Below are 12,710 nucleotides of genomic sequence, written 5' to 3'. Positions count from 1 at the left end.
CGTGTCGGTCCGGACCGCGAACCGCGCTCGTTCGTCGTCGCCGGTCAGCCGTTCTCGGCCAGTCGCTCGACCCGCTCCAGCGAGTCGGCGTCCGCGGGAGATTTGTCCTCGCGGACCGAGCGGAATCGGGGGAATCGCAGCGCGTAGCCCGAGTCGTAGGACTGGGAGGCCTGTATCTCCTCGTAGCCGACCTCGAAGACGACGGCGGGGTCGAGGTCGACCTCGCGGCCGTCCTCGGCGCGGACGTGTGCCTCGAAGCGCTCGGTCAGGTCGTCGAGTTCTTCGTCGGTGAGCCCCGTGGCGACGTTGCCGACGGTGGCGTAGCCGTCGTCGGTCCGCACGGCGAGTTCGAACGTCCCGAGGACGTTCGCCCGGCGACCCTCGCCCCACTCCGCGCCGGTGACGAGGCAGTCCAGCGTCTCCACGTCGGGCTTGCGCTTGCGCCAGTGTTTGCCCCGCTTGCCCGGCGAGTACGCTGCTGTCGGGTCTTTCAGCATGATTCCCTCCTGGCCGGCTTCGAGGGCCGCCGCCTCGATCTTCTCGATCTCGTCGGCGGTGTCACAGACCTGGACCTCTGAGACGAGATCGCCGTCGGCGGCACACAGCGAGTCGAGGCGGTCGTGACGCGTCTGCAGCGGGGCGTCCAGCAGGTCCTCGCCATCGGCGTGCAGGCAGTCGAAGGCGTGCAGGCGGACCGCCACGTCCTCGCGGGCCGCGGCCACGTCGTGCTTGCGTCGGAAGCGCCGAAGGACCTCCTGGAAGGGGAGCGGGTCGCCGTCGTCGTCGACCGCGACGACCTCGCCGTCGAGGATGGCGGGCGCGGACAGCGTCGACTCGACGCGGTCGACGACTTCCGGGAGCGGGTCGGTGACCTCCTCCATGTTCCGGGAGAACAGGCGGGCGTCCTCGCCGTCGAAGTGGACCTGCACGCGAGCGCCGTCGTACTTCCACTCGACCGCGACGCGCTCCCAGTCGTCGAGCGCCCCGGTGACGGTCCCCGCCTGCGCGAGCATCGCCTGGACCGGGCGGCCGATTTCGAGCGTGATGGCCGCCAGCCCGTCCTCGCCCTCGTCGCGGGCCACCTCGGCGACGTACCCGTAGTCGTTCGAGACCTGGAGCGCCCGCTCGACGGCTTCGACGGGCACGTCGAAGGCGGCCGCGACGGCGTCGCGGACCGTTCCCTCGCCGACGCCGATGCGCATCTCCGAGAGGACGAGTCGGGCGAGGAAGGCGGCTTCCGACGGCGAGCAGCGGTTGAACAGCCCGAAGAGGATGTCCACCTTGGTCCCCTGGCTCCCGCTGCCGTCGACGGCCGCCAGGTCCCGTAGCTCGGCGTCGAGTTCGGCCACCGTGAGCACGTCGGTCCCGCCGGCTCCGAACGCGGCGAGGCCCTGCTGGCCGCCGAGGTCGTAGCTGGCCGCGACGGCTCCGATTTCGCCCACGTCGGCCAGCCGCCCCTCCACGTCGTCGGCGCGTACGTTCCGACCGGCCGCCCGCGCGATGGCCTCGTAGCAGAGCCGCGGCCCGATGTCGAGCGTGCGCGATTCGTAGGCCGGGAACACCCGGCCCTGGACGAAGCGAGCGAGCGTCGGGAGGTCAGACCCCGCGTCGGCGAACAGGTCGGTGACCGCCTCGGTAATCGCGGTGTCGGCGCTCTCGGCTTCGATTGCGTCGGCCCGGTCGGCGAAGGCGGCGAACTCCATCAGCGCACCCTACCCGACTGGACACCGTAAATCCAGCGTCAGCCGACCGTGTACTCGACGGTGACGTTCTCGCCGGCCGTCGACGCCGCGTACGGCCGGTCCGGCGAGCCAGCGGTGCTGTCGAAGGGGTAGTCGAGTTCCTGGTTCCCGTTGGTGTCCTGGTGGGCGACGAGCACGAGCGACTGCCCGGTCGAGGGGGGCCTGTCCAGCGTAATCCGCACGTCGCTGTGCGTGCCCGAGGGGAGGTACTCGGAGGTCCCGAGCACTCGCCCGTCGGCCTCGAACTGGCGGACGACGATGAATCCGCCCTCCGACAGCGACGCTGACTCGACCGTTATCTGGTCGTCCGCGACGGCGGGACCGGTGACCGTCATCGACGCGACCGGCGAGGTGAGGAGGATGAAGGCGACGTAGGCGACGCCCAGCAGAATCGCGGCGTGTTTCGCGCCGTCCTTGAGCGTCCCCTCGCCGAGTTGGCCGCCAATGAAGCCCGTGAGAACCGCCTGAATCAGCGCGGTGTGGAAGAACACGAGCGTGTACGCGGCCTTGTCGACGCGGCCGAAGCGGGCGAACTGGTCGACGCTGACGCCGAGGCGGTTCGACTCGCCGGCCGGCGTCGGCACGCTGGAGGGGAGGCTCGGGACCAGCACCTCCTGGACGGCGACGATGATGACCAGGAACACCAGGAAGGCGACGTAGATGACCACGAGGTAGGTGAGCATCTGCTGGCGTCGCCGCTGCTTCAACCGGAGGTCGGCCCGGGACTGCGTGGCCGCGATGCGGAACACCGGTCCGAGCTGTCCCGAGGCGTGCATCGCGTGGGTCAGCAGGGTCACGATGCGCGTTATCGCCGTCGTCTGGACCCGGCGGCCGAACCGGACGAACGCGTCGTCGACGTTCGCCCCCATCCTGATGTCTGCCCAGATGCGGTGCATCTCTTCGGTGAGCACGCCGATGTCGCTGCCGCGGACCCGCCGGAGGCTCTCGACGACGGTCATCCCGGCCTCGTTCAAGCTCGCCAGCCGTTCGAGCAGGTCCGGCGTCGCGTCCTCGATGCGGGAGAGCCGCCGGGTGTAGACGAACCGCACCAGCGCGAACGGCCCCAGCACCAGCAGGACGGACTGGATGACGAGGTCGTCGAGGATGCGGACGTTGGCCGACGGCGTCTGGAACGCCGCGGGGGCGCGGACGAGCAACAGCACCACCGCGACGGGGACGGCGAGGGAGAGGACGTACATCGGGTTCCAGACCAGCGACTGCACGGGGGCGCTGAGTAGGTCCCGCACCGACTTGACGCGGTCGTGGAACCGGAGCCGGAGCCAGTTCGCCTCGTCGGCCGGGGCGACGCCGCCGTCGGTCAGGCCCAGGCGACCGGTCCCCAGGCTGGGCTTGCCCAGCGTCGCCGTCTCGTAGCGCTCCAGGATGTCCGTCGTGCCGGCGCTCCCGATGCCCAGCGACTGGAGCTTGATGTCCAGATACACCATGAACCCGACGTTGGCCAGCGGGATGACGAGATACGCCATCACCTGCAACAGCCAGAGCGTGTCCGTCGTCGTCAGGCCGAACACGAGCAGAATCGTCATCAGGAAGAGCACGGCGGCGACGAACACGGTGACGTACGCCTCGGCGACCGTCGCCAGCCGCTCCAGCAGGTCTTCCTGGCGCTCGGCGGCCTGCTCCTGGTGGCGCTCGTACTGCTCCCGGAGGAACGGGGCCAGCGACTGGCCGCTCTGGAGGACGCTGGAGAGGTTCTCGGTGAACGTCTTGAACTGCTCGCTGGGCGTCCGCCGGGAGACGTGTTCGAGCGCCGTTATCATGTCCCGGCCGAACAGGTCCATCTCCCTGACGGCGACGCCGACCTCTCTGGCCGTGTCGCCGTAGATTTCCTGGTTCCGGGCCAGGACGCGCAGCACGTCCGGGAACGACATGCCGCCGCGGGAGAGCGCGTACATGAAGGCGATGGTGCGGGCCATCCCCTCGTCGATGTTCCGGCTCCGAACGTCCGCCCGGTTCTTGAGTCGCTCCCAGCGGTAGAGGTACGTGAGCCCGGCCGTCGCCGCGCCCGCGAACACGCCGCCGCCGATGAGGACGTAGAGCGTCTCGGTCGGCGTCAACACGAGTTCGAACGTGCGCAGGCCGAAGGCAGTCACCATCGTGGAAGGGAGCCCCTGGGCGAGTTCCACCAGCGCCGGCAGCACCAGCAGCAGGCCGCCGACGGCGTACGCGCCGGTGATAGCGCCGGCGACCGCTCCGAGGCAGGCGTAGACGAGCGTTCTGGCGGCGTACCCGCGGTAGGTCTCGTCGACGTAGGCGGCTTCGAGCTGGCGTTCGCGCGCCGCCGACTGGCCCACGTACCGGCCGAACACCCGGCGGGACAGCCGCGTGACGTTGCGGTCGAACCGCTCGTCGACCGCGCTGTAGCCGACCAGCCCCACGATGCCGACGACGACGGCGAGCGGTGCCAGACCGAGCGGGTTCAGCGCCATGTCAGGCTATCGCGCCGTCGTCGATGTTCTCGAGGACCTGCGCTTTGTCCGCGTAGTACTTGTTGACCATCGCCGTGAACTTCCGGTAGTCGGTGATGCCCTCTGACTGGAGGTAGCGGAGGAACCGCTGGCGGTTGCGGAGTTCGGTCAGCAGTTCCGACTGCGTCCAGCCCCGCTCGGCTCGAATCTCGTCCAGGAGCTCGCTGTTGTTCTCGCTGAAGCGGTCCTCGGTGGCCCGCCAGTTGTACGTCGTCGAGTAGTCCAGTTCGCCGGTCCGCTGGTCGATGCCCTCGATTTCCGCGAGGGTCTTCGCCCGACGGACGCGCTCGTCGCCCGAGCGGGCCAGCACCTGCACACAGAGGATGTCGAGGCTCTGGACCATCGGCCGCGGGACGTTGATGGGTTCGTTCTCCAGCCGGTTGATGACAGTCTGGACGGAGTCGGCGTGCATCGTCGAGAACGTCGTGTGGCCGGTATTCATCGCCTGGAACAGCGTAATCGCCTCCTCGCCGCGCACCTCGCCGACGATGATGTACTCGGGGCGGTGCCGCAGCGCGGACCGCAGCAAGTCGTACATCGTGATGTCCGAGTCGTCCAGCCGCTCGCGGGTGACAGACGAGAGCCAGTTGTCGTGGTACAGCGACAGCTCGCGGGTGTCCTCGATGGAGAGCACCTTCGACCGGGGCGGAAGGAACATCGCCAGCGCGTTCATCGACGTGGTCTTGCCGGCCGCCGTCCCGCCGGCGAAGATGAGCGACTTGTTCGACTCGATGGCCAGCCAGAGGTAGGCGAGCATCTCGACGGAGAAGGTGCCGTACTCCAGCAGTTCGATGGGCGTGAACGGCTCGTCGGCGTACTTCCGGATGGTGAACGCGGAGCCACGCGGGGTCACTTCCTCGCCCAGCGCGAGTTCGATGCGGGACCCGTCCGGGAGCGTCGTCGAGACGACGGGGTCGGAGACGGAGACGTGCCGGCCCGAGCGCTGGGCCAGCTGGATGACGAAGTCGTCCAGTTCGTCGTCGTCGTAGACGATGCTCGTCTCGATGTCGGTGTACTCGTCGTGGTAGACGAAGATAGGGAGGTTCGCCCCGTCACAGGAGATGTCCTCGATGTCCGGGTCGTGCATCAGGGGGTCGATGTGGCCGTAGCCCTGGAACGACCGGTACAGGTAGTAAAACAGGCGGTAGAACGTCTCGGGCTCGATGACGACGCCGTACTCCTCCAGCCGCGCTTCGAGCTCCTCGGCGAGGACGCGCTCGGGGTCGGCGTCGACGTCATCGCGGTAGATGAGCGGGATGCGGATGTCCTCGAACAGGCGGTCCAGCAGCTCCCGCTCGATGTCGGACAGCGACGGCTCGACGACCTGATACAGGTGCTCGTCGCGGTCGGGGTCGTGGTTGATAGAGGCGAAGGCGAATGGGGCGTTGAGCCAGTAGCGGTCGACCTCCTCGTAGCCGTCCAGCCCGTCGAACTCGACCAGCGCGCCGTGGCGGTTGGGGTCGTAGTTCGCCGTCGGGACCGCCGACCCGCTGAGCACGGTCGCGGTCCGCGAGAGCCACGCCTGGATGTGGCCGAGCGGGTCCGAAACGAAGTCACCGGGTTCGGGGGGTTCTGGGTTCGACATCGGTGGTCGGGTGGGAGCGGACGGCGCTCCGCGGAATATACCTCTGCTATCGTATCCACCTACTTAAATTCGCTCGCCAAATTATCAGGAGTATAATCGCCAGCGGCCGCCGGGGCCGGCTGGCCGTCACGTCCGGTCGACGGTGAGCAAGAGGTAGGCGAACGCCAGGGCGACGAGCGCGCCGACGGGGACGGTGACGCCGGGAAACGAGGTGATAAACAGCGCGCTGGCCGCGAGCGTGAGGAGGCCGACCAGCCCGACCAGCCCGCCGAGCAGTCGGACCGGGTCGACGGGGAGGGCCGCTTCGAGGCGCTCCTCGGCGGCGTAGTAGTAGAGGCTGAGGCCGAACGGGAGCAGGAACGTGCCCAGGGCCGCGACCCCGAGCGTCCCGGCGAGGGCGACCGTCGCGGAGTCCTGGAAGGCGGCGACCTGCCAGGCCCAGAGGAAGGGCCGTTCGCCGGCCAGGGTCGCGCCGAAGATGAACTGGAACCGGAAGGGGAGAAACCGGAGCGCGACGACAGTCAGTCCGTCGGCCTCGAACAGCGAAACCGACCACGGGGCCACTCCGACCAGCCACGTCGCGAGCACCGCGAACTCGCCCGCGTACTCTGCTTTCACCCAGGCCATACTACTGTCAGAGGGTGGGCCGGTCCGGTAAAAGCTACCGATACCGACAGTCCGGACGCCGTTACGTTCATTTGCTCGGGCGACGTACCGTAGTGTACCGGAATGAGGCGTGATTACTTCACCGTCGATATCCAGGCTTCGGCCGCCGACAACGACGACCCGACGATAGCAATCGTGTACGATGGGCCGACAGGAGAGGTCCGGGAGCGCCTCAGCAAAGTAGACGGCGGCACGCTCGACGGCGAGGACATCGACGTGACCTTCCGCCGCCAGCCGGAGGCGGACGGCGTGCTCTCGCTGACGAACCGCCTCACCGGGGAGTACGTCTTCGAGGCGACGGCACCGACGGCGGACGTCGACGCGCTCGTCTCCGCGGCGGACGCCCAAGAAGACCCACAGTTTAGGGTCCGTCTCACCGACGGCGAGGGGGAGTCCCGGACCTACGAGCTTCGAACGCTGCTCGTCTACGACCACGACGGGAGCCTCCTGCGCGGACAGAGTCTGATTCCCGGCGGCGTCGAGCTATAACCGCTCGGCAATCGCCGGCAACACCCGCGTGACATCCGCACGGAGCACGTGGGCCGCACTCGCGTCACGCGGCGTCTCCTCGTAGTTTATCACGACCAGCGTTGCGCCCGCCTCCGCCGCGATTTTCGGCAGGAGCGACGCCGGCTGGACCGACAGCGACGACCCCGCCGCCAGGAACACGTCGCTGTCGCGGGCGAGGCGCTGGGCCTCGTTCATCGCCACGTCGGGCATAGGTTCGCCGAACAGGACCACGTCGGGTCGGTAGACGCCGCCGCAGTCACAGCGCGGCGGCAGGTCCCCGCTCTTGGCGGCCTGTTCGAACACGGCGTCGGCGTCCCGGCGGTGGCCGCAGTCGTCACAGACCACGCGCCGATGGGTCCCGTGGAGTTCGACGACCCGGTCCGTTCCGGCGTCGTCGTGTAGTCCGTCGACGTTCTGTGTGAGCACGGCGTCGAGATGACCCGACGATTCGAGCGCCGCCAGCGCCTCGTGTGCGGCGTTTGGGTCGGGGTCTACGTCGCCGTAGATGGCCTCCCGGAGCGAGATGCGGTCCGCCCAGAAGCCCGCGGGGTCGGCGTCGAACCGGCGGCGGTGGAAGTCGGACGGGTCGTGGCGCTCCCAGACTCCGTCCTCGCCGCGAAAGGAGGGGATACCCGACGCCGTCGAGACGCCCGCGCCGGTGAGCGCGACGCCGGTGTCGGCGGCTCCCAGCGCCTCGGCCACAGCGTCGAGCGTCTCGTCGGCGACACCGTCGGTCCCGTGCCTGTCGTCGACCATGTGCGCGCTTCGCGGTGCAGCGGCCTGGGTCTGTCGGATTCCACTGCTGACGCCGACCGCCGGCCACGGGACACCGTGGTGGAGGGCGGCCCGCTCGCAGGACGAGAAAGACGGATTTAAATCGCCACCGCTCGCCTGTCTGCATGACATGCGCTTGCACGAATACCAGGCGAAGCAGGTCTTCGCTGACGCGGGCATCCCGACGCCCGCTTCGCAGCTGGCCGAGACAGTAGACCAGGCCGTCGACGCGGCCGAGGAAATCGGATATCCAGTCGCCATCAAGGCACAGGTCCACGTGGGCGGCCGCGGCAAAGCCGGCGGTATCAAACTCGTCGAGGACAAGGCGGAGGCCGAGGAGGCCGCCGAGGCCATCCTCGGGATGGACCTCAAGGGCTACCACGTCTCGAAGGTGCTCGTCGAGGAGGCCGTCGACTTCGTCAACGAACTGTACGTCGGCGTGACGATGGACCGCGGCGAGGGTCGCCCCGTCGCCATGGTCTCGACGAAGGGCGGCGTCAACATCGAGGAGGTCGCCGAGGAAGACCCCGACGCCATCGCCCGCGAGCACATCGACCCCGCCTTCGGGATGCACCCCTTCCAGGCCCGGAAGGTCGTCTACGAGGCCGGCGTCGACCGCGAGGTCGCAAACGACGTGGCGAGCGTCCTCACGACGCTGTACCAGCTGTGGGACGACCGCGACGGCGCTGACACGGAGATCAACCCCCTGATGATTACGGCCGACGACGAGGTCATCGCGGCCGACGCCGTCATGAACATCGACGGCGACGCCCTGTTCCGCCAGCCGGAAATCGCGGAGATGGGCGAGGAAGCGGCGGAGGGCGACGAACTCGAACAGAAGGCCGACGAGTACGGCTTCGACTACGTCCGGCTCTCGGGCAACGTCGGCATCATCGGCAACGGCGCGGGGCTCGTGATGACGACGCTCGACCTCGTCGACTACTACGGCGGCGAGCCGGCCAACTTCCTCGACGTGGGCGGCGGCGCGAAGGCCGACCGCATCGCGAACGCCCTCGACATGGTGTTCTCCGACGACAACGTCGACTCGGTCGTGTTCAACATCTTCGGGGGGATCACCCGCGGCGACGAGGTCGCCAACGGCATCAACCAGGCCTTAGAGCAGTTCGACGAGATTCCGAAACCGGTCACCGTCCGCCTCGCCGGCACCAACGCCGAGGAAGGGATGGAGATTCTGAACGAGGACCTCGTCACGGTCGAACACACGCTGGAGGACGCCGTCCAGCGTGCAGTCGAGTACGCGAAGGAGGTGGAAGCATGAGTGTTCTAGTCGACGAAAACACGCGCGTCGTTGTACAGGGGATCACCGGCGGTGAAGGGAAGTTCCACACCGAACAGATGCTGGAGTACGGCACCAACGTCGTCGCCGGCGCAGTGCCGGGCCGCGGCGGGCAGGAGGTCGCCGGCGTGCCGGTCTACGACACGGTCCAGCAGGCCGCCCGCGAGGAGGACGCCAACGCCGCCGTCGTGTTCGTGCCGCCGGCCTTCGCCGGCGACGCCTGTTTCGAGGCCCTGGACGCGCGGGGCATCGACCTCGTCGTCGCCATCACCGAGGGCATCCCGACCCAGGACATGGCGCGGGTCTACCGCAAACTGCAGGAGACCGACACGCACCTGGTCGGGCCGAACTGCCCCGGCGTCATCACGCCCGGCGTCGCCAAGCTCGGCATCCTCCCGGGGAACATCTTCTCGTCCGGGAACGTCGGTCTCGTCTCCCGCTCGGGAACGCTGACCTACCAGGTCGTCGACAACCTCACGAACCGCGGCATCGGCCAGTCGACGGCCATCGGCATCGGCGGCGACCCCATCATCGGGACGGACTTCATCGGCGCGCTCGAACAGTTCGAGGCCGACCCCGACACCCACGCCGTCGTCATGTGCGGCGAAATCGGCGGCGAGGACGAGGAGGAGGCCGCTCGCTACATCGGCGAGCACATGGACACGCCAGTCGCCGGCTTCATCGCCGGCCGTACCGCGCCGCCCGGAAAGCGGATGGGTCACGCGGGCGCAATCGTCTCCGGCTCCGGGACCGGGACCGCGCAGTCGAAGATTACCGCTCTAGAGGACAACGGCGTCCCGGTCGGCGACACGCCCGAGGAAGTCGCTGACCACGTCGAAGACCTGCTGTAGGCCATCGTCGGTTTCTTATCGCCCGTTTTCGTAGTGTCAGAGGATGACGCCTGCTCGTGGGACAGTGTATCTCGTGGCCGGCACCGACGCGGCTGACCTGGCAGGGGCACTCTCCGAGGCCTTCCCGTCGGGAACAGCCGAAGCAGTCCGAGACACGAGCGCCGTCCGGGACCGACTGGACGACGGGGACGTCAGGGGCGTCGTCGTCAGCGACGACGGCGACGACGCGGTGGCGGTGTTCGAGACGCTGCGAGCGGCGGGGGTCGAGAGTCCAATCGTCGCCGTCGCGGCCGACCCCGACCCGGAGCGGGTCACCGAGGCACTGCGGGCCGGCGTCACCGACTACCTGCCAGCCGGGACGCCGCCGTCCCTGCTGGCCGCGAAACTCGAGGCGTACGCGACCCGGTGGCCGACCGACTGGCGGGTCGGTGCGACCCAGTGGGACAGGATTTCCAGCGGCGTCTCCCACGACGCGAAGAACCCGCTGAACGTCGTCATGGGGCGACTGGAGCTACTGGACGTCGGCGAACCCCACGAGGACGCCCTGCTCCGGTCGGTCGGCCGGGTGGAGTCGCTGCTGACCGACCTCTCCCGCATCGGGAGCATCGGGCGTCCGGTGACTGAGACCGACTCGCTCTCGCTGGCTGACGTCGCGTCCGAGGTCTGGGCCGGGGCGGGCTACGACGACGCGACGCTCGACGTGGCGACGGAGACGGCCGTCGACGCCGAGAGCGACCGGCTCCAGTTGCTGTTGCGCGAACTGTTCGACAACGCCGTCGCCCACAGCGAGGGGCCGGTGACCGTCACCGTCGGCGACACCCCGTCGGGGTTCTACGTGGCCGACGACGGCCCGGGGATTCCCGAGGCGGACCGCGAGGACGTGTTCGACCAGGGGTTCGGGACGACGCGGGACGGCGAGGGGTACGGGCTGTTCCTCGTCGACACCGCGGCCCGCGCCCACGGCTGGACGGTATCGGTCGGTGACAGCGACGCCGGCGGCGCGCGAATCGACGTGACGACGGTCTAGCGGCTGGGCGCGGCCCGGCGACTGCTAGAGTCGGGCACCGACCCGCTCGCAGGCAGGATGTGTACATCGGTGGACAGTTCTGTCAGCCTACCTATCCGATATATGATGGGTGTGGACGGACGAAAACCGACGGACGGCGGCGGCCCGTACCTGCCGACAACGGAAAGAAGCGGCCGTGAACGTTCCGGTATCGCTATAAGGGATGAATCTGTATTCTCGAATATGCCTCATATCTGTCGGAACTGCAAGCGGACCTTTAGCACAGAACTCGAACTCGAACTCCACCGCGACACGTGTTCGGCCGGGCAGCTCTACTGCGACGAATGCGGCGACCGGTTCACCGAGCGAGCGGCCACGGAGGACGGCTGGCACTATCGATGTCCGAACGACGACTGCGACGGGGCCGGCATCGACGACGACATACACAAAGTATCCGACGCACGCGTAACCAAACAGTAGTCGACGGTACGACAGCACGCGGATTACAGCGGCGGACTCGCCGTTTCGCGCCCGTTCAGCTGGCCGGCAGATGTAAATGTGCGTCTAGCGAACCGATGGAGAAGTGACACTCCCTGACAGTCGGACGCATCGCTTGCCAGCCGTCGTTCAGGGAGTCGGCTGGCTGTTCCTCTTCGCGATTGTCGCCAACTACTTCTACTTCTCCGGTGGGGGACTCTCGGCCGTTCTGACCGTCGATTTCGTCGTCAGCATGGTGGTGGTCGTTCCGTTCGCAGCGGGGATAATCGTCGGCGGATTCTGGCTCGAGAACTCGGAGATAGAACCGGCACGGTACCGGCGCATCGGGGTCTGGTTCGGCGGCAGCCTCGCGTGTTTCCTGCTGTTGAACGTGGTGATGATTCTGACGTGGCCGACGGGGTCGCTGGGCGAGGACATCGGCTGGGGGCTGTTCGCGGCCACCGTCGGCGGCTTCGCCGGGCTCGTGATGGGCATCTTCGAGGCGCGCGCGATTTCGCGGGCCGTTGAGGTCGAGCGCCACCGGCTCCGCCGGGAGGCCGTCGAGCAGCGCAACGAGCGCCTCGACGAGTTCGCGGCCGTGGTCGCACACGACCTCCGGAACCCCCTCAGCGTCGCCTCGGGGCGTCTCGAACTCGCACGCGAGGACCGCGATTCGGAGCACTTAGAGACGGCTGCGGCGGCGCTGGATCGGATGGGGACGCTCGTCGACCGGACGCTGACGCTGGCCCGGAGCGGGCACGTCATCAGCGAGACGGAGGCCGTCGACCTCGGCGACCTGGTCGAGGACTGCTGGACGGCCGTGCCGACGGGCGCTGCGAGGCTGGAAAACGACGTCTCGGCCGTCGTCGACGCCGATCCGGACCGACTCCGACACCTGTTCGAAAACTTGTTCCGGAACAGCGTGGAGCACGGCTCCACGAGCAGTCGGACGGGGTCCGACGACAGCGTGGAACAGGGGGCCGGAAACGAGCGGTCCCTGGGCGGGAGCGCTCGCGGTGCCGGCCTGACGGTCCGCGTCGGTGACCTGGCCGACGGCTTCTACGTCGCCGACGACGGCTCCGGCATCCCGGCCGCCAAGCGCGACGCCGTCCTCAACGACGGCTACTCGACGGCGGACGGCGAGGGCGGGCTGGGACTGGCAATCGTCCAGCGAATCGTCGAAGCCCACGGCTGGGACATCGACGTGACCGAAAGCGCCGACGGCGGGACGCGCTTCGAAATCACGGGCACAACGACGGTGGCCAGTCCGGACGAGGACGGCTCCACGCGGTCACAGACGCCGGTCCGGACCTGAC

At 68.4% G+C, this 12,710-nt stretch carries 11 protein-coding genes; 6 read left to right on the top strand and 5 right to left on the bottom strand.

Features of this window, described 5'->3' with window-relative positions:
- Positions 1 to 44 precede the first annotated feature (44 nt).
- From ligA to VI123_RS11820, 4 genes are all read right to left on the bottom strand, one after another.
- The gene (ligA, locus tag VI123_RS11835) at positions 45 to 1,703 is read right to left on the bottom strand and encodes an ATP-dependent DNA ligase LigA (RefSeq protein WP_336338247.1); all 1,659 of its coding nucleotides are present in this window, start codon (positions 1,701 to 1,703) and stop codon (positions 45 to 47) included.
- Positions 1,704 to 1,741: 38 nt separating this feature from the next.
- Positions 1,742 to 4,189, bottom strand: coding sequence for a type II secretion system F family protein (locus VI123_RS11830; RefSeq protein ID WP_336338246.1), 2,448 nt, complete (start codon positions 4,187 to 4,189; stop codon positions 1,742 to 1,744).
- 1 nt (position 4,190) lies between these two features.
- Positions 4,191 to 5,813: a type II/IV secretion system ATPase subunit gene (locus VI123_RS11825; RefSeq protein ID WP_336338245.1), complete on the bottom strand. Its 1,623-nt coding sequence runs from the start codon at positions 5,811 to 5,813 to the stop codon at positions 4,191 to 4,193.
- Between the two features lie 126 nt (positions 5,814 to 5,939).
- Positions 5,940 to 6,440: a TIGR04206 family protein gene (locus VI123_RS11820; protein ID WP_336338244.1), complete on the bottom strand. Its 501-nt coding sequence runs from the start codon at positions 6,438 to 6,440 to the stop codon at positions 5,940 to 5,942.
- A 102-nt stretch (positions 6,441 to 6,542) separates the two neighbouring features.
- On the opposite strand from VI123_RS11820, the gene VI123_RS11815 reads away from it, so the two are divergent.
- On the top strand, positions 6,543 to 6,968 hold the full coding sequence (locus VI123_RS11815) for a DUF5793 family protein (RefSeq protein WP_336338243.1): 426 nt from the start codon (positions 6,543 to 6,545) through the stop codon (positions 6,966 to 6,968).
- Here the strand turns inward: VI123_RS11815 and VI123_RS11810 are convergent.
- Positions 6,963 to 7,745 carry an NAD-dependent protein deacylase gene (locus VI123_RS11810; protein WP_336338242.1) on the bottom strand — a complete coding sequence of 261 codons (783 nt, stop codon included), beginning with the start codon at positions 7,743 to 7,745 and terminating at the stop codon, positions 6,963 to 6,965. The two genes, VI123_RS11815 and VI123_RS11810, sit on opposite strands and share 6 nt — an antisense overlap.
- A 148-nt stretch (positions 7,746 to 7,893) precedes the next feature.
- Here VI123_RS11810 and sucC point away from each other — a divergent pair, with 148 nt between their 5' ends.
- The 5 genes from sucC (at position 7,894) to VI123_RS11785 (ending at position 12,709) form a co-directional block, all read left to right on the top strand.
- On the top strand, positions 7,894 to 9,042 hold the full coding sequence (gene sucC, locus VI123_RS11805) for an ADP-forming succinate--CoA ligase subunit beta (protein ID WP_336338241.1): 1,149 nt from the start codon (positions 7,894 to 7,896) through the stop codon (positions 9,040 to 9,042).
- Positions 9,039 to 9,911 carry a succinate--CoA ligase subunit alpha gene (gene sucD / locus VI123_RS11800; RefSeq protein WP_336338240.1) on the top strand — a complete coding sequence of 291 codons (873 nt, stop codon included), beginning with the start codon at positions 9,039 to 9,041 and terminating at the stop codon, positions 9,909 to 9,911. The genes sucC and sucD overlap by 4 nt, the downstream gene beginning before the upstream one ends.
- A 43-nt stretch (positions 9,912 to 9,954) precedes the next feature.
- Positions 9,955 to 10,938, top strand: coding sequence for an ATP-binding protein (locus tag VI123_RS11795; RefSeq protein WP_336338239.1), 984 nt, complete (start codon positions 9,955 to 9,957; stop codon positions 10,936 to 10,938).
- A 222-nt stretch (positions 10,939 to 11,160) separates the two neighbouring features.
- Positions 11,161 to 11,397 carry a transcriptional regulator gene (locus tag VI123_RS11790; RefSeq protein WP_336338238.1) on the top strand — a complete coding sequence of 79 codons (237 nt, stop codon included), beginning with the start codon at positions 11,161 to 11,163 and terminating at the stop codon, positions 11,395 to 11,397.
- A 250-nt stretch (positions 11,398 to 11,647) separates the two neighbouring features.
- A complete protein-coding gene (locus VI123_RS11785) occupies positions 11,648 to 12,709 on the top strand; it encodes a sensor histidine kinase (protein ID WP_407066999.1) in 1,062 nt (353 codons plus the stop codon).
- The last annotated feature ends 1 nt before the right edge of the window (position 12,710 follow it).

This window comes from Haloarcula sp. DT43 (assembly GCF_037078405.1).
In the GTDB taxonomy this organism is placed as follows: domain Archaea; phylum Halobacteriota; class Halobacteria; order Halobacteriales; family Haloarculaceae; genus Haloarcula; species Haloarcula brevis.
Note: the sequence above shows the minus strand (reverse complement) of the source record. Positions and strands in the feature narration are given on the sequence as shown.